This is a genomic window from Hydrogenophaga sp. (assembly GCF_025699295.1).
Lineage (GTDB): Bacteria > Pseudomonadota > Gammaproteobacteria > Burkholderiales > Burkholderiaceae_C > Hydrogenophaga.
On the sequence record NZ_JAILWB010000013.1, the window covers coordinates 1 to 21455 of the forward strand.

The window sequence follows — 21455 nt, forward strand, 5'->3', positions numbered from 1 at the left end:
GTCGCGCGCCTCGATTGGCGCTGTTTCCACCCCATTCGCACTTGGAAAAATAGTGCGAACAGGCCCTAATCACTTTCCCTTGCGGAGCACACCATGATCAATTCGCTGATGATTTCCAAGACCGGCATGCAGGCGCAGCAGATGCAGCTGGACGTGATCTCCAACAACCTGGCCAACGTGTCCACCAACGGCTTCAAGCGCGCCAATGCCGTGTTCGAGGACCTGATGTACCAGAACCTGCGACAGGTGGGCGCGAACGCGGCCGAGCAGGCCGAGCTGCCCACGGGCCTGCAGGTCGGCCTGGGTGTGCGCACCGTCGCCACCACGCGCAACTTCTCGCAGGGCAGCATGCAGCAGTCCGACAACCCACTGGACCTGGCCATCAACGGCAATGGCTTCTTCCAGGTGGAGATGCCTGATGGCACGGTGGGTTACACGCGCGACGGCAGCTTCAAGCCCGACGCGCAGGGCCGCATCGTCACCTCCAGCGGCTACCCGCTCACCGCCGGCATCACCGTGCCGGCCGAGGCGCAGAGCATCACCATCTCCAGCGACGGCGTGGTCACCATCAAGCTCCCGGGCAACCCAGCGCCACAGCAGGTGGGCACCATCGAGCTGGCCAGTTTCATCAACCCCGCTGGCCTGGAGCCGCTGGGCCAGAACCTGTACGCCGAGAGCCTGGCCTCGGGCAACCCCATCAACGGCGCGCCCGGCGCGGCTGGCATGGGCACCGTCATGCAGGGCTTCGTCGAGACCTCCAACGTCAACGTGGTGCAGGAGCTGGTGACCATGATCCAGACCCAGCGCGCTTACGAGATGAACTCCAAGGCCATTCAAACCTCCGACCAGATGCTGCAGCGTCTGAGCCAGCTCTGATCGGGATCACCATGCGTTCTGCCCTCATCCTGTCGCTCGCCGTGCTCGCCGCCGGCTGCGAGACCCTGCAACGCACGCCGCAGGTGGACGTGGTGCCCGCCACGCCGGTGCGCTACGCCCAGGCCGCGGCGCCTGCCGCGCCGGCCACCACGGTTTCCGCCAGCGGCAGCCTGTTCCAGGCCGCGAGCTACCGGCCCGCCTTCGAGGATCCGCGCGCGCGCATGCCGGGCGACACCCTGACGGTACAGATCACCGAGCGCGTGACGGCCAGCCAGAGCTCGTCCGCCTCGATCGACCGCAACGGCGAACTCTCGGGCAGCATCTCGGCGCTGCCGCTGCTCAAGGGCGGCCCGTTCGAGCGCGCCACCCTCGGCGCGCAAAGTTCCAACAGCTTCTCGGGTGACGGCAGCACGCAGAGCGCCAATACCTTCTCGGGCTCCATCACCACCACGGTGCAGGAGGTGCTGCCCAACGGCCACTTGCTGGTGGTGGGCGAGAAGCAGATCGGCGTGAACCAGAACGTGGACGTGCTGCGCTTCTCCGGCACTGTGGACCCGAAACAGATCCGCCCCGGCAACGTGGTCGCCTCCACGCAGGTGGCCAACGCGCGCATCGAATCACGCGGGCGCGGCGCGCAGAACGAAGCGCTTTCAATTGGCTGGTTGGCGCGCTTCTTTTTGAGCGTTATCCCGTTCTGAAGCCGCGCATGATGAGCACATGAATCCCCCCCTGCCGCACTGCGTGCGACCCCCTCAAGGGGGCGGCGCTGGCAGCCCGGCAAAGCCGGTTCTGCGGCACCCCTGGATGTGAACAAGTCGCTCCGGATCAGTTGGACCCATGAAATGACTATCGACCGCTTCTTCCGATACTTGATGGTGCTGTGCACCGCGCTGGCCGTGTTGCCGGCCGCCGCCCAGGCCATCCGCATCAAGGAGATTGCGGCGGTGCAGGGCGTGCGCAGCAACCAGCTCACCGGCTACGGCCTGGTCGTGGGCCTGGACGGCACGGGCGACCAGACCACGCAGATGCCCTACACCGCGCAGAGTCTGAACAACTACCTGCAGCAGCTCGGCCTGTCGCTGCCGCCGGGTGCGAGCATGCAGCTCAAGAACGTGGCGGCCGTGATGGTCACCGCGCAACTGCCCGCCTTTGCCCAGCCGGGCCAGACCATCGACGTGACCGTGTCCTCGGTCGGCAACGCCAAGTCGCTGCGCGGCGGCACGCTCATCACCACGCCGCTCAAGGGCGCCGACGGCGAAATTTATGCGCTCGCGCAGGGCAACTTGCTGGTCGGCGGCGCGGGTGCCTCGGCCGGTGGCAGCAAGGTACAGATCAACCACCTGAGCGCCGGGCGCGTTCCCGGTGGCGCGCAGGTCGAGCGCGCGGTGGCCACGCCCTTCGCGCTGGGCGAGACCATCGACCTCGGTCTGAACTCGAACGACTTCCAGACCGCCAGCCGCGTCACCGAGGCCATCAACCGCGTGATGGGCGCGGGCGTGGCCAGCGCCATGGACGGGCGCGTGGTGCGCCTGCGCGCACCGGCCAACCCGAGCGAACGCGTGAGCTTCCTCGCCAGGGTGGAAGACATCCGGCTTGATGCCTCGGTGCCCACCGCGCGCGTCATCATCAATTCGCGCACCGGCTCCATCGTCATGAACCAGGCCGTCACGCTGGGCGCCTGTGCCGTCTCGCACGGCAACCTGTCGGTGAGCATCAGCTCCACCCCGGTCATCAGCCAGCCCAACCCGCTGTCGGTGGGGGGCCAGACGGTCGTGACCGAGAAGGCCGACATCCAGATCGCCCAGGACAAGGGCTCGCTCATCAAGCTCGACACCGCCCCCCAGCTGGCCGACGTGGTGCGCGCGCTCAATTCCCTGGGCGCCACGCCGCAGGATCTGCTCGCCATCCTGCAGGCCATCAAGGCCTCGGGTGCGCTGAACGCCGAGCTGGAGGTGATCTGATGCTGTACGGCGCGCTGGTGTCCCAGCACCCCACTGCCGGCAAGCCCGCTCCGGCCGCCGTGGCGCAGCCTGCGCCCTGGTATGCCATGGCGCGCCAGCAGAAACTCCCGTTCGGGCTTGGCCTGTCGAAGCCGCTGCAGGGCAGCGACCCGAAACGCGCGAACCGCATCCGGCCATGAATCCGAACGCCCTCATGCCCAGCGGCCTGGCCGCCGACCCGACAGCGCTGAACGCGCTGCGCTATGGCTCGGGCAAGGGCAACGACAAGGCCGCGCTGAAAGAAGCGGCCAGGCAGTTCGAGTCGCTCTTCATGCGCGAACTCATCAAGAGCATGCGCCAGGCCACCGAGCAGTCGGGCCTGATGGACGGTGAAGGCAGCAAGCTCGGCATGGACCTGCTCGACCAGCAGTTCGCGGTGCAGCTCTCGGGGCTGCCCGGCGGCCTGTCCGAAGCCATCGAGCGCCAGCTGGGCCGCCAGATGGCGTCTGGCGATGCCGCATCCGGCGCCGAGGCCCTGCCCACGCCCGCTGAAGCCAGCACCGTGGGCCGCGCCAGTGCCGGTCCGCGCCAGGCGGGCTTCGTCGAACAGCACAGCCAGGCCGCCGCCGCCGTCGCGCGCGAGTCGGGCATACCTGCCAGCTTCATGCTCGGCCAGGCCGGCCACGAAACCGGTTGGGGTCGCAGCGAGATCCGCCATGCGGACGGTTCGCCCTCGCACAACCTGTTCGGCATCAAGGCCACCGACAGCTGGAAGGGCAAGGTCGCGGAAATCACCACCACCGAGTACGTCAACGGCGAGGCGCGCAAGGTCACCGCGAAGTTCCGCGCCTACGACTCCTACGCCGACTCGTTCCGCGACTACGCCCGCCTCATCGGCAACAGCCCGCGCTACGAGGGCGTGATGGACCAGCTCGGCTCCGTCCAGGGCTTCGCCACAGGCCTGCAGAAGGCCGGCTACGCGACCGACCCGAATTACGCGGCCAAGCTCAGCCGCGCCATCAACACCACGCTGAACCTGCAGCGCACGCAGGTCTGAAACAAGAGACACCCACGCCATGTCCGCCCTCAACATCGGTGCCCGCGCGCTCAACGCCAACCTGGCTGCCCTTCAGGTCATCGGCAACAACATTGCCAACGTCAACACGCCCGGCTATTCGCGCCAGAACGTGCTGCAGCAGACCTCCGGCTACCAAAAGATGGGCAACGGCTACTTCGGCAAGGGCATGGAGATCGCCACCGTCGAACGCTCGCACAACGCCTACCTCACGCGCGAAGCGCAGATGACCGGCTCCGTGGCCGCGGCCGACGCGCTGCGCTACTCGCGGCTGCAGCAGCTAGAAAGCGCATTCCCCACCGGCACGGCCGGCCTGGGCGCGGCGCTCAACGACATGCTCAACGCCTGGAGCGACGTCTCGTCCTCGCCGGGCAACCTCACCGCGCGCGTGGTCGTGATCGCCAAGGGCGAAGAACTGGCCTCGCGCCTGCGCAACACCGCCAGCCAGCTCGACGCGCTGCAGCAGGCCACGCAGCAGCAGGTGGAGGGCACAGTCAAGGTCATCAACGGCCTGGCCCAGGATCTGGCCAAGGTCAACGCCCGTCTCACCGAGAGCCGGGGCAGCGGCCACACGCCAAACGACCTGCTGGACCAGCGCGACCAGATCCTGAAAGAAATGAGCAAGCTGGTGCAGCTCACCACCGTGCCGGCGGACGACGGCAGCGTGAGCGTGTTCGTGGCCGGCAGCCAGCCGCTGGTGCTGGGCCAGCGCGCCAATGCGCTGGCCACCGGGCGCGACAGCACCGACAGCTCGCGCATCGCCCTGTCCTTCGTGCAGGGCGGCCTGAGCACCCCGATCCCCGACGAAAGCCTGGGTGGTGGTGAACTCGCCGGTCTCATGCGCTTCATGAACGACGATCTGGTGGACACGCAGAATCTGCTCGGGCGCATGGCACTGGCCACGGCCACCACGGTGAACAACCAGCACGCGCTGGGCGTGGACCTGCAAGGCAACCCGGGGCAGAACTTCTTCATCCCGCCCGCGGCCGCCGCAGGCCTGCCGGTGCCCACCAACACCGGCAACGCCGACATCAGCGCCAGCGTGGCCGATCCGACCGCGCTGGTCGCCTCCGACTACGAAGTGCGCTTCGACGCGGGCGGCATCAACGTGGTGCGCCTGTCCGATGGCACCAGCACACCGGTGCCGGCGCTGCCCGCCCAGATCGACGGCCTGACCTTCAACATCGACGCCGGCGCCGCTGCCGTCGGCGACCGCTTCCTGGTGCGCCCGTTCGAGGCCGCCGCGCGCAACCTGCAGGTGGCCATTGGTGCCCCCGACCGGCTGGCCGCGGCCAGCCCGGTGATGGTCACGCCCGGCACCGGCAACGCCGGGGGCCTGAGCGTGGAGAGCCTGTACGCATCGTCCAGCTCGGCCAACCTCACCGATCCGGTCACCATCACCTTCCTGGCCGACGGCAGCTTCACCGCCACCGGCCTGGGCCCGGGCAACCCGCCGCCGGACAACGTCGGCCCGCCCGCCAGCTACAACTACACACCCGGCCAGCCCATCACCCTCAACGGCTGGAACCTCACGCTGCGCGGCAGTCCCACCGCGGGCGACACCTTCAGCGTCGGTGCGGCACCGGCCGGGTCGATTGCCCAGAACGCCGGCAACGCCACGGGCATGCTGGGCTTGCGCGACCTGCCCACCTTCGAGGGCGTGCCGCTGTCCGACGGTTACGTCAGCCTGTTCTCCGACATCGGCACACGCGTGCAGGGTGCCGAGTTCGCCGCCAGTTTCTCCGGCCAGATCGCCACCACCGCCGAGACCGCGCGCGCCAACGTGGCGGGTGTCAACCTCGACGAGGAGGCCGCGCGCCTGCTGCAGTACCAGCAGGCCTACCAGGCCTCGGCCAAGTTCCTCCAGATCGCACAGAGCACCTTCGACAGCCTGCTGCAGACCGTGGGCCGCTAAACGACAGACGGGACCGATCATGCGAATTTCCACCGCCAACAGCTACGACAACACCATCGCCCTGCTGACCAGGCGCCAGGCCGAACTGGCCGCGCAACAGGAGCGTGTGACGACTGGCAAGCGCGTGCTCAAGGCCAGCGACGACCCGGTGGCCGCCACGCTGGCCGAGACCGCGGCCAACCGCCTTGCGCGCACCACGGCCGACCTGCGTGCGCTCGAAGCGTCCAGGACGAGCCTGCAACAGGCCGAGAGCGGACTGGCCGAATCGGGTGAACTGATCCAGAAAGTGCGCGACCTGCTGGTGACCGCAGGCAACGCCGGCTTCACCGACGCCGAACGCGAGGACGTGGCCAAGCAGCTCGAAGGCCTGCGCGAACAGCTGATCGCCGTGGCCAACCGCAAGGACAGTTCGGGGCGCACGCTGTACGGCGGCCTCGGTGGTTCGTCCACGCCCTTCGTGGACCTGTACGGACCCAGCGGCAACGGCGTGCAGTTCGAGGGCCAGCGTGGCCAGGCCGCCGCCGGCAACAGCGCGCTGCCGCAGGCGCTCGACGGCGACGCCATCTGGATGCGCGTGCCCCAGGGCAACGGCACCTTCACCGTGGGACTGCCCAATACCAATACCAGCGGCGTGAGCACCACCATGGGCGAAGTCACCGACGCGGCCCTGCTCACCGGCGATGACTACGACATCACCTTCGCCGAGGTGGCGGGCGTGATGCAGTACACCGTGACCAACATCAGCACCGGCACGCCGGTGCCCGGCCATGTCGGTCAGCCCTACGTTTCGAACAGGACGATCGAATTCGACGGCATGTCGCTGGAGATGCGCGGTGTGCCCGCCGCTGGCGACAGCGTGCAGGTGCGTCCGGTCACCACCACCACCGACATCTTTTCGGTGGTGCAGAACGCGGTCGACGCGCTGCGCTACAGCGGCACCAACCAGAGCGCCCACCAGGCCCAGGCCATGGCGCGTGCCATGACCGAAGTGGACGCCGGGCATGACCGCGTGCTTGCCGCGCGCGGCCGTGCCGGCGAATGGCTCAACCGCGCCGACTCGCTGAACAACCAGATGGAAGGCCGCTCCGTCGACCTGAAGACCGAACAGTCGCGACTGGAAGACCTGGACATGATCAAGGGCCTGTCGGACCTGGAGATGCAGCGCGTCGGCTTCGAGGCCGCCATCCAGTCCTACGCGCAGGTGCAGCGCCTGTCGCTTTTCAACGCCATCAGCTGATTCTTTTTTCCTGCTCCCATGACGAACCACACCGTGCTCGACAGCATCGCACTGGGCTACGAACCCGTGTGGAATCGCGAGCGTGAGCTTGCCGCGGTGCGGCTGGGCGTTCGTGCCATCCACCCGGAAGCGGTCGACGCCGCCCACCTCATGCAGGCCCTGGGCGACGACTGGCCCGAGAGCGCGCCGGTGCTCATCCTGTCGGTGGACAGCCCGCGACTGCTGCAGCAGACCCTGGCCTGCGAACCCGTGCACAACACCTGGATCGAGGTGCCGGGCTCGCAATTCGAGCAGCCCGAAACCCTGGCCCGCCTGAACGCCGCAGCGCGGCGCGGCCACCGCCTGCTGCGCCACACCGATCTGGAAAGCGTGCGCGATCAGATCGCCGCGCCGGCCGGCGCTCGCAGCATGGTGCGACTGAGCACCGCCGACGCCCAGCAATTGCTGAGCACGCCCAGTGCGCGCCTGCCCCTGCAGGACCGCGTGGTCGAAGGCGTGGCCAGCCAGGTGCTGGCGCGCCACTGCCTGGACGAAGCCGGCGCCTGGGGCCTGCTCGGCTGGCCCGACGACGACGTGCTGTTCGCGCACCGCCAGCAGCCCCTGAACTACGACGCCGCCGTGATCCGGCAGATCCTGATGGCCATCGGCGACGAAGACTGCTCGCTCGAACACCTGGAACGCCTGGTGCGCCAGGACCCGGTGCTGGTCTACCGCATCCTGCTTCTGGTCAACTCCGCCGCCTACGGCCTGCGCCACGAAATCGCCTCGCTGCGCCATGCGCTGATGATGCTGGGCTTCAAGGAACTGGGCCGCTGGCTGGCCGAGCAACTGCCCGACAGCGAACCCGATCCGGACCTGCACCCGGTGCGCTACGCCATGGTGATGCGCTCGCGCCTGGCCCAGCACCTGCTGGCCACCGGCTCCGAAGACAACCTGCGCGGCGAGGTCTACACCACCGCGCTGCTCTCGCAGCTCGACCGCCTGCTGCACCAGCCGCTGGGCGACCTGCTGCACCGCCTGCCCCTGTCGGGCCGCGTGTACGACGCGGTGCTGCGCCGCGACGGCCCCTACCACCCGCTGCTCGACGTGGCGCGCGCCCAGGGCGAACCTGGCCAGCTGCACCGCCTGCCCGCGGTCTGCCAGCGCCACGAGGTCAGCCTGGAGCACGCCAACCGCGCGCTCATCCGCATGCTCGCCACCAGCCGCGACCACGCCAGCCGCAAGTCCGAACGCATGATGTAGAGGGGCCCACCCCCGTCGCTTGCTCACTGCGTGTAGCCGCATCCCCCCTCAAAGGGGCAATGCCTGTGGCCCGGCGGAGCCGGTTCCACGGCAGTTCTGGATCTGGTTCACTTCGCGCCGGAGCGGTCCGTTTTGCTCCCTCTCCCCATGGGAGAGGGCTGGGGTGAGGGCCCCGCGCTACGATCGCGCCCATGACCGCCGCCACGCCCCCCAACACCCCCCATCACACCAGCGCCCTCGTGCTGTTCTCCGGCGGGCAGGACTCCACCACCTGCCTCGCCCATGCGCTGGCGCGCTACCCGCGCGTGGAAACCATCGGCTTCGACTACGGCCAGCGCCACCACGTGGAAATGACGGCGCGCCTGAATGTGCTGCGCGAACTGCGCCAGCGCTTTCCCGCGTGGTCACCCCGCCTGGGCGACGACCACGTGCTCGACCTCGCCGTGCTCGGCAAGGTCAGCGAAACCTCGCTCACGCGCGACATGGCCTTCCGCATGGAAGAGAGCGGCCTGCCCAACACCTTCGTGCCGGGGCGCAACCTGCTCTTCCTCACCCTCGCCGCAGCCCTGGCCTACCGACGCGGCATCCAGGTCATCGTGACGGGCGTCTGCGAAACCGACTTCTCGGGCTACCCCGACTGCCGCGACGACACCATGAAAGCGCTGCAGGTCGCGCTCTCGCTCGGCATGGACCACCGCTTCCTGATCGACACGCCACTGATGTGGATCGACAAGGCCGATACCTGGCGCTTGGCGCACGAGCTGGGCGAGAAAGCGCTGCTGGTCGGCGGTGGCAACGCGCTGGTGGACCTGATCGTGGAACACACCCACACCTGCTACCTCGGCGACCGCGAGCACCGGCATGCGTGGGGTTATGGGTGTGGGAGCTGCCCGGCTTGTGAGTTGCGGGCGCGGGGGTGGGCAGGCTACGTCACCGACGGCACCAGCCGGTAGCGCGCACCCGCCGCGTCATCCGGCGTGAACGTCCACTGCTGGCTGTGGAACGCCGCCACCGCGGGCCGGTGCGCGATCGAGATCAGCGCGCCGTCACTCTCTTTCACCAGCGCCTGCAGCCGCGCGTACAGCGTGGCCTCGGCGGCTTCGTCGAGCGCGCTGGTGGCTTCGTCCACGAACAGCCAGCGCGGCTTCTTGAGCAGCGCGCGCGCGATGGCCAGGCGCTGCTGTTCGCCGCCCGAGAGCTTCTGGCCCCAGCTGTCGTGGTCGTCGAGGCGGTTGGTCAAGTCGGGCAGCAGGGATTCGCGCAGGGCTTGCTGCAGTTCGGCGTCGCTGTGGCGCCCGGCGGGTTCGGGGTAGGCCAGGGCGTCGCGCAGCGAGCCGTTGGGGAAGTAGGGCCGCTGCGGCAGGAACATGGCGCGCGTGTCGAAATCGGCCGGGCGGTGCAGCAGGCCGCGCGCCCAGGGCCAGATGCCGGCGAGCGCACGGAACAGGGTGGACTTGCCACTGCCCGACGGACCCCTGACCAGCAGCCTGTCGCCGGGCGAGACCTTCAGGCCGCCGGTGGACAGCAGGGCCGCGCCGCCGGGCAGGGCGAGTCGCAGGTCCTCCAGGCCGAGCGTGCCGTCGGTGCCGGTGTCGGTCGTGGCGCTTTCCTGCGCCGCCTGGAGCGTCTGGAAGCTTTCCTCGAAGCTGGTGATGCGGTCGGTGGTGGCGCGCCAGGCGGCCAGGGCGCTGTAGTTGTCGACGAACCACGAGAGCGAGTCCTGTACGCGGCCGAAGGCGGACGAGATCTGGATCAGCTGGCCGAGCTGGATGGCGCCGCTGAAAAAGCGTGGCGCCGCGACGATGAAAGGAAAGACCACGGCGGCCTGGCCGAAGCCCACGGTGAACCAGGTCAGGCGCTTCTGCGCGTTGATGAGCTTGAGGTAGTTGGCCAGCAGGTCGGTGAAGCGGCCGCCGAGCTGCTGGCGCTCCACCGGTTCACCTTTGTCGAGCGCGATCGATTCGCTGTATTCGCGCACCCGCACCAGGTGGTGGCGGAAGTCGGCCTCGTAGCGTTGCTGCCTGAAGTTGAGGGCGATCTGCGGGCGGCCGATGTAGTGGGTGGCGATGCTGCCGAGCAGGCAGTACAGCACCGCCATCCAGACCATGAAGCCGGGGATGGTGTAGTCGCTGCCGTTGAAACTGAAGGCGAAGCTGCCCGAGAGCGTCCACAGGATGCCGACAAAACTCACCAGCGTGACGACGGCATTGAGCAGGCCCATGGACAGGCTCACTGAATAGCTGGTGAACAGGTTCATGTCCTCGGCGATGCGCTGGTCGGGGTTGTCGGGTGGTGCGTCGGTGCCGTGCGCGAAGCGGGCAAGTTCCAGGTGGTAGAAGGCCTTGTTCGAGAGCCATCGGTCCAGGTAGTGGCCGGTCATCCAGGCGCGCCAGCGCATCTCCAGCAACTGCGTGAGGTAGAAGCGGTAGACCGCGATGATGATGAAGCCGAAGGCCAGCCAGGTGAAGCGACCGAGTTCGCGCCAGAAGACTTCGGCGTCCTTGTTCTGCAGTGCGTCGTAGAACAGGCGGTTCCATTCGTTGATGAGCACCAGCATGTAGACCGCGCCCAGGTTGAGCGCGATGATGGCCGCGAGCAGGGCGCGCGCGCGCCACTTCTCGTCCGAATTGAAGTACGGCAGCGCCAGTCGGCCCACCTTGCCCGCGAACACGCGGAAGCTGCGGAGTTTGTCGGTCAGGGTCATGCAATCACCTGGTCAGTGGAGGAAGGGCGCCGATGCCAGACCCGGCAGCGCGCCGAAAGGTTCCTGCTTGGCGTGTGGGGTGGGTCAGGGGTTCGAGATGCCACTGGCCACGTGCCCTGCAGGCACATGCAGTGCGGCCGACTCGATGTGGCCGGTCTGATCGTCGAAGAAGAAGTCGGGCTCGAACTCACGCAGGAACTCGCCCTTGGGCAGACCGCCGAGGAACATGGCTTCGTCGACCTCGATGTTCCAGTTCATCAGCGTGCGGATCGCGCGTTCGTGCGCGGGGGCGCTGCGCGCGGTCACCAGCGCGGTGCGGATGCGCATGAGCGGCGTGCCTTCGCTCTGCAGGCGGTGCAGGGCTTCGAGCAGCGGCTTGAAGGGCCCGCCTTCGAGCGGCAGCGTGGCCTTGGTGGCTTCGTGTTCCTGGAAGGCCGAGAGGCCGTGCGACTGGTAGACGCGTTCCGCCTCGTCGGAGAACAGCACGGCGTCGCCGTCGAAGGCGATGCGCACCTCATGCGGGTGGGCGTCGCTGGCGTGCACCGACTGCGGGTAGACCTGCGCGGCGGGCACGCCGGCCTCGAGCGCGGCGCGCACGTCGGCCAGGTGGGTGGAGAGGAACAGGTTGGCGCGCAGCGGGCGCAGGTAGCGCCAGGGCGGCTGGCCGCGCGTGAAGCTGCCACGCTGGATCGGCAGGCCGTAGTGCTTGGCCGAGCGGAACACGCGCATGCCCGAGACGGGGTCGTTGCGCGAGAGGATGACCACCTCCACGCGCTGGGCCTGGTCGTCGTTGAAGGCCAGCAGCTTGTGCACCAGCGAGAACGCCACGCCGGGCTGCGCGGCCTGGTCCAGCCGGTCGAGCTGCAGTTGCATGTAGGCGCGGTCGTCGCCGGTTTCGAACAGGCGGTTCTCTTCCTCGAAGTCGAACAGCGCACGCGAGGAGATGGCAACGACGAGCTTGCCGTCGAGTGAGGCACCCATGGTCAGGTGACGAGCTGGTTGAGCTGGATGATGGGCATCAGGACCGCCAGCACGATCAGCATCACCACCAGGCCCATGCCGACGATCAGCAACGGCTCCAGGATGGTGGCCATGTGCATGGCGCGGCGCTGCACCTCGTCGCCGAGCTGCCGGGCGGCCCGGTCGAGCATGGCGGGCAGCTGGCCGGTCTGCTCGCCCAGTCGCGCGAACATCGACACCAGTGGCGGAAAACGTTTCTTGCTGCCCAGCGCCGAGGCCAGCGGCGCGCCCTCGCGCACCAGCACCAGGGCGTCGAGCGCGTCGGCGCGCATGGCCTGGTTGGACAGCGTCTCGGCCGCCGTCTGCAGCGCGCGCAGGATGGGCACGCCCGCCGCCGCCAGCATGGCCAGCGTGGCCGAGAAGCGCGCCGCGTTGTAGCCGCGCGCCAGGCGTCCCACCAGCGGCAGGCGCAGCCAGGTGGCGTCCATGCTCAGGCGCAGGCCTTCATTGCGCCGCGCCAGCACCACGCCACCGGCGCCGAGCAGCAGCAGGCCGAGCATGAGCCAGCCGTAGGCGCGCACGAAGTCGCTCAGCCCGAGCATCACCACCGTGAGGAAGGGCAGGGCGCGCTTGCTGCCGGCAAAGACGTTGGCCACCTGCGGCACCACATACGACACCAGGAACACCACGATCACGATCGCCACCAGGGTGACGATGGCCGGGTAAAGCGATGCCGCGACGACCTTGTTCTTGAGTGCTTCGCGCGCTTCCAGATCGTCCGCCAGGCGTTCGAGCACGGTGCCGAGAAGGCCACTTTGTTCACCGGCCGCAATCACGCCGGTGTAGATGGGCGAGAACTCGCGCGGGTGCTGCGCGAGCGCCCGGGCGAACGGTGATCCACCATTCACCTCGGAGCGCAGGGAGGCCATCAGGTTGCGCTGCTTCTCGTCTTCCGCTTCTTCGGTCAGGGCCGAGAGGGCACGCTCCAGCGGCAGGCCGGCCGAAACCAGGCCGGCGAGCTGGCGCGTCCAGACCGCGAGCGTGGTGGCGCTGAACGCGCGGCCGCCCCAGAGTGTGATATTGAAGCCCCGGGAGACGGCCTCTCCGGTCGCGCCCATGGCGGGCTCGACCAGCAGCGGCACCAGCGCGCGCGCGCGCAACAGGCTGCGCGCGGCGCGCGCGGTGTCGGCGTCGATCAGGCCTTTCTGCGTGGCGCCCTGCGCGTCCAGGGCTTCGAAGGTGTAGGCGGGCATGTCAGGTTCCGCCGCCGGGCCGCCCCAAGGCGGAGCAGCCCCCTGGGGGGGCAGCGACCCGCGCAGCGGTGGAGCGTGGGGGCCACATGCGTCAGTCTCGGGTGACGGACATCACCTCTTCGGGCGAGGTGATGCCCTCGTCGATCAGGCGCTGGCCGTCGGCGCGCATGGAGCGCAGGCCGGCGGCTTCGGCGGCCACGTAGACCTTGCTCTCGGCGGCGCGGTTGTGGATCAGCGCACGGATCTTGTCGTCGGCCACCATCAGCTCGTAGATGCCGGTGCGGCCCTTGTAGCCGCTGTGGTTGCACTGGGGGCAGCCCACCGGGTGCCACTGGCCCTTGTCGTCCTGGCGCCGGCAGTGCACGCACAGGCGGCGCACCAGCCGTTGCGCGAGCACGCCCAGCAGCGATGAACTCAGCAGGAAGGGCTCGACGCCCATGTCGGTCAGGCGGGTGACGGCGCTGGGCGCGTCGTTGGTGTGCAGCGTGGCCAGCACGAGGTGGCCGGTGAGCGAGGCCTGGATGGCGATCTGCGCGGTCTCGAAGTCGCGGATCTCGCCGATCATGATCACGTCCGGGTCCTGACGCAGGATGGCGCGCAAGGCCTTGGCGAAGGTGAGATCAATACGCGAATTGACCTGCGTCTGGCCCACGCCCGGCAGCTCGTATTCGATCGGGTCTTCGACCGTCATGATGTTCTGCGCGTTGGCGTCCAGGCGCTGCAGCGCGGCGTACAGCGTGGTCGTCTTGCCCGAGCCGGTCGGGCCGGTGACCAGGATGATGCCGTGCGGCTGGCCGATCAGACGGCGGAAGCGCTCGAGCACGTCGCCCTGCATGCCCACGGCCTCCAGGCTGAGCTTGCTCTCGCTCTTGTCGAGCAGGCGCAGCACGGCGCGCTCGCCATGCGCGCTGGGCAGGGTGGAGACGCGCACGTCGACCGCGCGCGTGCCGATGCGCAGCGAGATGCGCCCATCCTGCGGCAAACGCTTCTCGGAGATGTCGAGCTCGGCCATGATCTTCAGGCGCGAGATCAGCGCAGCGTGCAGGGCGCGGTTGGGTTGCACGACCTCGCGCAGCGTGCCGTCGACGCGGAAGCGCACGCTGGAATGGCGCTCGTAGGGCTCGATGTGGATGTCGCTGGCGCCGTCGCGTGCGGCCTGCGTGAGCAGGGCGTTGAGCATGCGGATGATGGGCGCGTCGTCGGCCGTTTCCAGCAAGTCCTCGATCGCCGGCAGCTCCTGCATCATGCGGCTGAGATCGGCATCGCCCTGCACTTCGCTGACCACCGCCGCGGCGCTGGACTCGCCCTGCGCGTAGGCCGCACTGATGCGCTGCTTGAGGCTCTCGCCACTCTCCCAGCGGATGTCGTCGACCGGGTGGCAGCGCAGGACCTCGGACAAGGCCGAGAGCCGCCGGGTCTGCGCGCCGGTGTCGGCTGCGGGCGTGCTGCTGCCCAGCAGGGTCTGCTGGATGCCGTCGTCCTCGATGAGCCAGTGGTGCTCGCGGGCGAAGGCGTAGGGCAGCGGGTACTTCACGGCTGCGGCCTCACTGCTGTGGCGTGGCCGGTGCCTGCGTCGGCGGTGGGTTGACCGGTGGCGTGGTGAGTGGGTCGGCCAGCGAGCGCACCGGTGACTGGCCCTCGCGTCCCGCGGGGAACGTGCCCGGGGGCGCTTGCGGCGGCATCACCGGCGCTTCATTGACGCCGAGCACCTTGCTCTGGACCGGCTGGGATTCCTTCTGCGCCGCACGCATGAGTTCGTAGCGGTCCAGCGCCAGGGTGCTGGTCTCGCGCGCGTCGCGCACCACCACCGGACGCAGGAATATCATGAGGTTGGTCTTGCGGCGCGAGCGCGATTCGCTGCGGAACAGACCGCCGAAGATCGGCACGTCGCCCAGGCCCGGCACTTTCTCCTGGTTGCCCGCGTATTCATCCTGCAGCAGGCCGCCGAGCACCACGATGGAGCCGTCGTCGACCAGCACGGTCGACTCGATGGTGCGCTTGTTGGTGATCAACCCGGTGCTGGAGTTGACGGAGGACGGTTGCACGTTGCTGACCTCCTGGAAGATGGTCATCTTGATGGTGCCGTTCTCGCTGATCTGCGGCTTCACGCGCAGCGTGATGCCCACGTCCTTGCGCTCGATGGTCTGGAACGGATTGACCGAGCCTTCGTTGCTGCCGGTGTTGGTGAACTGGCCGGTGACGAAAGGCACGTTCTGGCCGATCACGATCTTGGCTTCCTGGTTGTCCAGCGTGAGCAGGTTGGGGGTGGAGAGGATGTTGCCCTCACCGTTCTCCTGCAGGAAACGTGCGAGGAAGCCCAGCACGTAGACGCCGTTGGTGCGGCGCGCCAGGCCGAAGTTCAGGCCCGTGTTGGGCGCTGTTTCACCCTGGGCCAGGTTGACGATGTTGTTGCCACCGGTGCCGAAGTTGGTGCCGAGCAGGCCAATCACGCGGTCGCCCGAACTGCCTAGTGCGCCCTGCCACTGGATGCCGAACTCGGCCGCTTTCTCGGCGTTGACTTCGGCAATCAGGCTCTCCACGTAGATCTGGGCACGGCGCGAATCGAGCTGGTCGATCACGGCGCGCAACTGGCGGTACTGCGGCTCCGGCGCGGTGATGATGAGCGAGTTGGTGGCCGGGTCGGCCTGGATCTGGCCACCCGTGGAAGGCGATGCACTGGGCGACACCGCGGTGGTGGCGGGGTTGCCAGCGGCACCTGCGGCGCCACCGGCGGAGAGCGACACGCGCGTGGTGGATGTGCTGAGGGACGAGCCATCACCACCACCGACCTGGCCGGCCAGCGCCGCGCGCAGTGTGGTGGCCAGGGACGTGGCGTCGGCGTTCTTCAGATAGACCACATGGATGTTGCCGCTCATGTTCTCCGAGGAGGGCTGGTCCAGCCGGGCCACGAGGGATCGCACCAGCGCCAGGCGCGCCGGGTTGGCTGCCCGCAGTACCAGGCTGTTGCTGCGGGGTTCGGCCACGAGCGTGGTCTTGTAGGACTGGTCCGTCTGGGCGCCGCCGCCTGCGACGGCCGGGTCGATCAGACGGCCCACGAGCGCGGCCATGTCGACCGCGACCGCGTGCTGCAGCGGGATGATCTCGACATCGGTGGCGCCCGCCACGTCGAGCGCCGCAATGATGCGGCCAATGCGCTGCAGGTTGTCGGCATAGTCGGTGATCACCAGCGAGTTGTTGCCGGGGTTGACGTTGATGGTGTTGTTGGCACCGATCAGCGGGCGCAGCACCGGCACGAGGTTGTTGGCCGACTCGTGGTTGAGGCGGAAGATCTGCGTGACCACGGTGTTGGAGGCCGGCAGCGCCGAGACCGAGCCGGCGCTGACGACATTGCCCTGCAGCTTGGCGTCGGCCTCGGGCACGATCTTGTAGAGGCCGCCCGTGTCGACCAGCGAGAAACCCTGCAGACGCAGCACGGCCGCGAACTGGTTGAGCGCGGCCGTGGGCGAGACCGGGCGTTCGGTGGCGAGGTTGACCGTACCCTTCACGCGCGGATCGACCACGACATTGCGCCCGGTGATGGTGGCCATGGTGCGCGCCACTGACTCGATGTCGGCGGCAACGAAGTTGAGCACCACCGGCTCGCTGGGGCGGGCCTGCGCCCGCGAGGTCTGCGAGATGCCGTTGCCCGAGGTCAGGCACAGCGCCAGCGCCAGGGCCGAGAGTGCACCGCCGTGGGTCGGTGCGCCGGCGCGGCGGAGCCGGGCGGGCACGACACGGGAGGGGTTCGGGTTCATGGGGCGATCGTATCGTGAAGTGTTGAGGGGCGGTGCACGCAATGGTCAGCCGATGTTGAGCAGCGAACGCGGGCCCTGGCGGCGGCCCATGATGTTGAGCAGGTTGCCCAGGGCCGCCTCGCTCTCGGGTGCGGCCTCGGCCACGCCCTCGAAGCGCAGGCGCCCGCCAACCCAGCGGCCACTGCCCTGGAGCTGCAACGCGCCATGGAGGGTTTGCAGTTCGAGCGTGGTGGTGTTGCCGTCCGCCTCCGCGCGCATGCTCATGCGGTAGCTGCCCAGCGGGCGCAGCGTCGACAGGCGCGAGGCCAGGTCCAGCGCCTCGATGGCGGCCTCGCCCTGCAGGCTGGCGCGGCCCTGGTCCCAGCGCACGGTCAGGCCCGTGGTCTGCAGCGCCAGCTGGCCCTCCACCCGCAGGGTGTTCCAGGGCGTGCCCAGACCGACCAGCAGCTCGGCGGGCCACAGGCTGCTGGTGGCGCCCACACGCAGTTCGGCGCCACCCAGACGGGGAATCAGCGTGAGGGCCATGGGCTGTGGGGTGCAACAGGGCGCGCGCAGGTCCAGCGCCAGTGCCGGAGAGCCCGACGCCAGACGTGGCGCCAGTTGCCAATGCAGGCCCTGGGGCAGTGCGGTCTGTGTGCGACTGCCTTCTCCGCCGGTGAAGACGAGGTCGGCCTGGCCGTTCCAGACGGTGCCGCGGGCGTTGAGCAGCTGCAGTTGCCCCCCGGTGGCCGAGGTCACGGCGCTGGCCAGCCAGTGTGCGGGTGCGAACACCACCAGTGCCGCCAGCAGCCCGATGAGACCACCCAGCCAGGCCAGGCGAACGGGCCAGAGGCCGTTCATGGTGTGCCGCCCAGGGCCGGGCCAGCCAGCACCACGGTGCCGCTCCAGCCCGGGCTGCCGGGTTCCCGGGTGATCTGGCTGTCCACTGGCAGCGCACGGGCATTGATGCGCACCTGGGCAAGCCATTGGGCCAGGGCCTCGGGCGGCGTGTCGCGCAGGGTGAGCGTGGCGCGGTCGCCCAGCACGGACAACTGGCCCGTGCCGGCCAGGCCGGAGGTGGCGGTCTCGAGCGCGCGCAGCGCGTCGTCGCGGTTGGGCGGCTGGGTCGTGTTCTGGCCACGCAGGCTCTCGGCGGTGGCGGCCATGCGCTGCATCTGCCCGAGCTGGGCGTCCAGGCGGGCATGGCGCGCCGGCGCCTCGCGCAGGGTGTTCAGGGCCGGTGCCACCGCCAGCCACCAGAGCAGACCCAGGCCGATGACCCAGGCAGCGATGGTGACGGCGTTGCGTTCGCGGGCTGACAACCGCGAGAGCGCGACCGACAGCGCCAGCGTGAGCCGGGCGAAAGGGGAGGTGGCGTCGCGGGTGGCCATGGTTGTTCAGGGTTGCGGTGGGCGCAGGGTCAGCTCGTTGCCGTTGAAACGCGCCTGCCAGCCGCCGCGTTCCAGCGACTGCTGCAGCGCGCGCAACTGGTCTTCGCTGGCGCGCCAGCCAGAGAAGCGGCCCTCGCCGGTGCTGTAGGCAATGACCGAGGGGATCAGGGCCTCGCCCGCGGCGGCCTGGTCGATGGCCGCGAGCAGGGTTTCAAGGTCGCCGGCCGAGAGCGCACCGCTGGCCTGCTGCAGGCGCGCGACCTCGCGCTGCATCTGTACCGGCGCGTCGAGTACCACGGTCACCTGCGGAAAGGTCTTTTGCAGCGTCTGCACCACGGCCTGCTGTTTGGTACCGAGTGCGCTGCGTTCATGCCAGGCGGCGGCGTTCAGGCCCACCAGTTGCACGCCCAGCAGGGCGGCAAATCCCCAGCGCGCGGGCCGCCACGCCGGGGCGTTGCGCCATTGCCGGAAGCTGCGCTTGAGTCGCTGGCTGCGCCGTGCGCCGGCGGACAGGCTCAGATCGAACTGGGCCAGGTTCCAGTCGGACTGGGCACAGCGCAGCAGCCAGGCGGGCTGGGCCACGAGTTCGAAACGCTGCTGCAGCACCTGCTCGGCCTGGCCGGCCACGGTCGGGTCGGCCAGCCAGACGTCGAACTCGCCCGGTTCGCCCGGCGCATCGCTGGCCGGCGGCATGAGGGCAGTGACCACCATGTCGGCGGCGGTGCCGCTGCCCATGGGCGTCTCGCGCACCGGTGCGCAGCTCACGCCCAGCAATCCGGCGCTGCCGAGCCAGACCTGGCCATTTTCGTTGTAGGCCCAGTGAATGTTGGAGGGGATATCCAGCGTGAAGCTGCGCGAGGCCCCTGGCGATGCACCGGGGGCCTCGGCGGGAACCAGTGGCCAAAGCGCGGGTGCGATGCGGCCTACCGGGCGGTTGGCCGACTCCAGGGTCTGCAGCCAGCCGCGCAGCCAGGTCCTGGCGCAGGCAGCCACCCAGACCGTCTGGCCCGAGCGGCCGCCAGGCTCCAGGGCGAAGTGCAGTTCGGCGGTATCGGCCAGCAGTCGGTCTTCCAGCAGGCCGTCCAGTGCCGCGCGCAGGCGCGCGGGAGTTACCTTGGGCAGCGCGACCCGGTGCCATGACACGGCGCGCGGAGGCAGCACCAGTACCACGTCGTCGTCGCGTGGCAGCAGCGCCGCGGCGCTCTGACCATGGTCGTTGATCTGCTGGCCATTGCTGGACCTGGCCCAGTCGAACAGGGCCGTCGGCCCTGCGGCGGGAGCGGCGGAGAAGTCCGAGGGGGTGACGATCAGCACGGTGATGCAGTCATGCGAAGGTGTTACCAGAGGGCGAGTGCACCATTCTAGAGACCCTGTGTGTCCCGCAGGGCATTGAGTGCACCCGGGGCCCGCGCGAAATCAGCGCCTGGCAAAGCGCTCGCGCCAGGTCACACGCACGTCCAGGTTGTTGCGCACCACGAGGGAACGCTCTTCGATGATGGTGTTGTCCAGTCGCAGGCGCCCGCGCACTTCGAAATGGTTGCTGCGCACTCCGTGGTACAGATCAGACAGTTGGCCGGCAATGGCGGGCACCGTGATGCTCACGGCGGCCAGGCTCTTGAAGGGTTCACGCTCGCGGGCCGCCGTGACCTGGCGCGCCTGGGCCAGGTCCATGCCCGGCACGCTGGCACAGATGGCCTGGGCGCTGGCGGTGTTGAGGTTGAGCGTGGAGCGGTTGGGCAGCACGGTCACATGGGGCTCCAGCGCCGCCAGACTGCGGTGGCCGATGCCGAGCCAGGCGAGCTGGGCAAATTTCTTCGGCAGCAGGGACGTGCGCGAGGGCAGTGGGTCGCTCAGTGCCAGGCGCATCGAGGCGCGCAGCTCGTTGGCGGCGGTGTTGAGTTCCGATGTGGGAAGGCCCAGCAGTTCATAGAGCTTGGCGAAGCTGCCCATGTCGGCCTCGGACAGCTCGACGGTGGTTTGTGCGCCGGTGCCCACGACGCGCACCACGTTGAGGAAATTCATGCGCGATTGCAGGTCGACCACCTCGCCGGAGAGGAAGGCCTCGAGCATGCCGTCGGTGTTGTTGTTCTTGTCTGCGGCCAGGAAGCTGGAGAGTCGCGCCTCTTCCAGCGGCGTGGCCCAGGGCTCACCCAGGTGGTCGGCGTTGCCGCTGCTCTGGTTGTCTCGCGCGTCCTCGCGCAGGATCAGGCGCGCCCAGTCGAGCGCGCCGGTGAGGATCCAGCCGGCCTGCACGCGCTGGCGCTCGGCCTGTTCCACCTCGGAGGCGCGCCACTGCTGCCACAGCGCGGCCGAGGCCAGGGTAGCCACCAGGGTGACGACGAGCATCGCCAGCAGCAGCGCGGCGCCGCGCTGGGGGTGGCGAAGAGCAGGCGCCTTCATCAACGCCCAGCCTCAAGTGTGGGACGCACCCAGTCGCGCACCAGGCTGCCGCTGAGCCCTTCGCCGGTGCCGAGCACGAGTTCCAGGCGCACGCCTTTGGGCAGCGCGCTGCTGCGTGCGGTTTCTACGCCCCCGACGGGCTCTTCGTTGCCCACCGACGATTGCGGGTTCGACCAGCCTTCTCCGCGGTGGTAGAAGAGCTGCCACTGGTCGATGCCCAGCAGCGCGATGGCGCTGTCGGTGCTGGCGTTGCCGGTTTGCGACGGCAGGGCGCCGCGGCCCCATTCGGCGGCCCGATGCCAGGCGCGTGCGAGTTCGTCGCGCCGCAGCAGCGGGCCCGATTGCCAGCGCACCCACTGCCCGCTGGCGCGGCTGCTCGATGAAATGATGGGCAGGCCCGCGAGCGCCACGCCGGTCAGGCGTGTCCAGGCGACGACGCGGATGCCGCGGCTGTCCAGGCCCGACTCGCTGCTGTCGCGCCGCGTCATGCGCAGCACCTGGCCGTTGAAGTCGATCGCATTGACCTCGCCGGTGTCGATCAGGGCGTCCAGGTCGGCCGCCCACTGGCCCATGGCGGCCTGCATGCGCAACAGGTCGTCGGCGCGTTGCTGGGTGAGGGTCTGCGCGCGGGTCATGCCGTCGAGCGAGCGCCAGCTCAGCAGCGCGAGCATGGACATGACGACGATGGCCACCAGCAGCTCGACGAGGGTGAAGCCACGCGCATTCAT

At 69.0% G+C, this 21455-nt stretch carries 19 protein-coding genes; 9 read left to right on the forward strand and 10 right to left on the reverse strand.

Going from position 1 to position 21455, the window contains the following annotated elements; all coding sequences use genetic code 11:
* The first annotated feature begins 93 nt into the window (after positions 1–93).
* The 9 genes from flgG to queC all read left to right on the forward strand — a co-directional run bounded on the left by flgG (position 94) and on the right by queC (position 9238).
* Positions 94–876, forward strand: coding sequence for a flagellar basal-body rod protein FlgG (flgG, locus tag K5880_RS14880; protein ID WP_297653780.1), 783 nt, complete (start codon positions 94–96; stop codon positions 874–876).
* Between the two features lie 11 nt (positions 877–887).
* A complete protein-coding gene (locus K5880_RS14885) occupies positions 888–1574 on the forward strand; it encodes a flagellar basal body L-ring protein FlgH (protein ID WP_297653782.1) in 687 nt (228 codons plus the stop codon).
* Positions 1575–1748: 174 nt separating this feature from the next.
* Complete coding sequence (locus K5880_RS14890) at positions 1749–2837, forward strand: flagellar basal body P-ring protein FlgI (RefSeq protein WP_297654173.1); 1089 nt, start codon at positions 1749–1751, stop codon at positions 2835–2837.
* Positions 2837–3016, forward strand: coding sequence for a hypothetical protein (locus tag K5880_RS14895; RefSeq protein ID WP_297653785.1), 180 nt, complete (start codon positions 2837–2839; stop codon positions 3014–3016). Before K5880_RS14890 ends, K5880_RS14895 begins: the two co-directional genes overlap by 1 nt.
* Positions 3013–3873 (forward strand): flagellar assembly peptidoglycan hydrolase FlgJ, encoded by an 861-nt coding sequence (gene flgJ, locus K5880_RS14900; RefSeq protein ID WP_297653788.1) that lies wholly within the window; start codon positions 3013–3015, stop codon positions 3871–3873. Before K5880_RS14895 ends, flgJ begins: the two co-directional genes overlap by 4 nt.
* A 19-nt stretch (positions 3874–3892) precedes the next feature.
* Complete coding sequence (gene flgK / locus K5880_RS14905; RefSeq protein ID WP_297653792.1) at positions 3893–5806, forward strand: flagellar hook-associated protein FlgK; 1914 nt, start codon at positions 3893–3895, stop codon at positions 5804–5806.
* Between the two features lie 19 nt (positions 5807–5825).
* Entirely contained in the window at positions 5826–7043 is a 1218-nt protein-coding gene (gene flgL / locus K5880_RS14910; RefSeq protein ID WP_297653795.1) for a flagellar hook-associated protein FlgL, read from the forward strand.
* An 18-nt stretch (positions 7044–7061) separates the two neighbouring features.
* Positions 7062–8285: an HDOD domain-containing protein gene (locus tag K5880_RS14915; RefSeq protein WP_297653798.1), complete on the forward strand. Its 1224-nt coding sequence runs from the start codon at positions 7062–7064 to the stop codon at positions 8283–8285.
* Between the two features lie 191 nt (positions 8286–8476).
* Positions 8477–9238, forward strand: a complete 762-nt coding sequence (gene queC, locus K5880_RS14920; protein WP_297653801.1) for a 7-cyano-7-deazaguanine synthase QueC — start codon at positions 8477–8479, stop codon at positions 9236–9238.
* Here queC and K5880_RS14925 read toward each other — a convergent pair.
* From K5880_RS14925 to K5880_RS14970, 10 genes are all read right to left on the reverse strand, one after another.
* Positions 9211–10989: an ABC transporter ATP-binding protein/permease gene (locus K5880_RS14925; protein WP_297653803.1), complete on the reverse strand. Its 1779-nt coding sequence runs from the start codon at positions 10987–10989 to the stop codon at positions 9211–9213. The genes queC and K5880_RS14925 overlap by 28 nt on opposite strands.
* Positions 10990–11073: 84 nt before the next feature.
* On the reverse strand, positions 11074–11970 hold the full coding sequence (locus K5880_RS14930) for a 5'-nucleotidase (protein ID WP_297653806.1): 897 nt from the start codon (positions 11968–11970) through the stop codon (positions 11074–11076).
* Positions 11971–11972: 2 nt separating this feature from the next.
* Positions 11973–13202 carry a type II secretion system inner membrane protein GspF gene (gene gspF, locus K5880_RS14935; RefSeq protein WP_297653809.1) on the reverse strand — a complete coding sequence of 410 codons (1230 nt, stop codon included), beginning with the start codon at positions 13200–13202 and terminating at the stop codon, positions 11973–11975.
* A gap of 91 nt (positions 13203–13293) precedes the next feature.
* Entirely contained in the window at positions 13294–14736 is a 1443-nt protein-coding gene (gene gspE, locus K5880_RS14940) for a type II secretion system ATPase GspE (RefSeq protein WP_297653812.1), read from the reverse strand.
* Positions 14737–14746: 10 nt separating this feature from the next.
* Positions 14747–16957: a type II secretion system secretin GspD gene (gene gspD / locus K5880_RS14945; protein ID WP_297653815.1), complete on the reverse strand. Its 2211-nt coding sequence runs from the start codon at positions 16955–16957 to the stop codon at positions 14747–14749.
* Between the two features lie 45 nt (positions 16958–17002).
* Positions 17003–17797: a type II secretion system protein N gene (gene gspN / locus K5880_RS14950; RefSeq protein ID WP_297653818.1), complete on the reverse strand. Its 795-nt coding sequence runs from the start codon at positions 17795–17797 to the stop codon at positions 17003–17005.
* Positions 17794–18327, reverse strand: a complete 534-nt coding sequence (gene gspM / locus K5880_RS14955) for a type II secretion system protein GspM (RefSeq protein ID WP_297653821.1) — start codon at positions 18325–18327, stop codon at positions 17794–17796. The genes gspN and gspM overlap by 4 nt, the downstream gene beginning before the upstream one ends.
* Before the next feature lie 6 nt (positions 18328–18333).
* Positions 18334–19641 carry a type II secretion system protein GspL gene (gene gspL / locus K5880_RS14960; RefSeq protein ID WP_297653824.1) on the reverse strand — a complete coding sequence of 436 codons (1308 nt, stop codon included), beginning with the start codon at positions 19639–19641 and terminating at the stop codon, positions 18334–18336.
* 102 nt (positions 19642–19743) lie between these two features.
* Complete coding sequence (gene gspK, locus K5880_RS14965) at positions 19744–20727, reverse strand: type II secretion system minor pseudopilin GspK (protein WP_297653828.1); 984 nt, start codon at positions 20725–20727, stop codon at positions 19744–19746.
* Positions 20727–21455 (reverse strand): prepilin-type N-terminal cleavage/methylation domain-containing protein, encoded by a 729-nt coding sequence (locus tag K5880_RS14970; protein ID WP_297653831.1) that lies wholly within the window; start codon positions 21453–21455, stop codon positions 20727–20729. Before K5880_RS14970 ends, gspK begins: the two co-directional genes overlap by 1 nt.

Excerpts from the sequence above, each read along its gene's own strand:
- flgG (WP_297653780.1), top strand. The coding sequence starts at position 94 with ATGATCAATTCGCTGATGATTTCCAAGACCGGCATGCAGGCGCAGCAG.
- K5880_RS14885 (WP_297653782.1), top strand. The coding sequence starts at position 888 with ATGCGTTCTGCCCTCATCCTGTCGCTCGCCGTGCTCGCCGCCGGCTGC.
- K5880_RS14890 (WP_297654173.1), top strand. The coding sequence starts at position 1,749 with ATGGTGCTGTGCACCGCGCTGGCCGTGTTGCCGGCCGCCGCCCAGGCC.
- K5880_RS14895 (WP_297653785.1), top strand. The coding sequence starts at position 2,837 with ATGCTGTACGGCGCGCTGGTGTCCCAGCACCCCACTGCCGGCAAGCCC.
- flgJ (WP_297653788.1), top strand. The coding sequence starts at position 3,013 with ATGAATCCGAACGCCCTCATGCCCAGCGGCCTGGCCGCCGACCCGACA.
- flgK (WP_297653792.1), top strand. The coding sequence starts at position 3,893 with ATGTCCGCCCTCAACATCGGTGCCCGCGCGCTCAACGCCAACCTGGCT.
- flgL (WP_297653795.1), top strand. The coding sequence starts at position 5,826 with ATGCGAATTTCCACCGCCAACAGCTACGACAACACCATCGCCCTGCTG.
- K5880_RS14915 (WP_297653798.1), top strand. The coding sequence starts at position 7,062 with ATGACGAACCACACCGTGCTCGACAGCATCGCACTGGGCTACGAACCC.
- queC (WP_297653801.1), top strand. The coding sequence starts at position 8,477 with ATGACCGCCGCCACGCCCCCCAACACCCCCCATCACACCAGCGCCCTC.
- K5880_RS14925 (WP_297653803.1), bottom strand. The coding sequence starts at position 10,989 with ATGACCCTGACCGACAAACTCCGCAGCTTCCGCGTGTTCGCGGGCAAG.
- K5880_RS14930 (WP_297653806.1), bottom strand. The coding sequence starts at position 11,970 with ATGGGTGCCTCACTCGACGGCAAGCTCGTCGTTGCCATCTCCTCGCGT.
- gspF (WP_297653809.1), bottom strand. The coding sequence starts at position 13,202 with ATGCCCGCCTACACCTTCGAAGCCCTGGACGCGCAGGGCGCCACGCAG.
- gspD (WP_297653815.1), bottom strand. The coding sequence starts at position 16,957 with ATGAACCCGAACCCCTCCCGTGTCGTGCCCGCCCGGCTCCGCCGCGCC.
- gspN (WP_297653818.1), bottom strand. The coding sequence starts at position 17,797 with ATGAACGGCCTCTGGCCCGTTCGCCTGGCCTGGCTGGGTGGTCTCATC.
- gspM (WP_297653821.1), bottom strand. The coding sequence starts at position 18,327 with ATGGCCACCCGCGACGCCACCTCCCCTTTCGCCCGGCTCACGCTGGCG.
- gspK (WP_297653828.1), bottom strand. The coding sequence starts at position 20,727 with ATGAAGGCGCCTGCTCTTCGCCACCCCCAGCGCGGCGCCGCGCTGCTG.
- K5880_RS14970 (WP_297653831.1), bottom strand. The coding sequence starts at position 21,455 with ATGAATGCGCGTGGCTTCACCCTCGTCGAGCTGCTGGTGGCCATCGTC.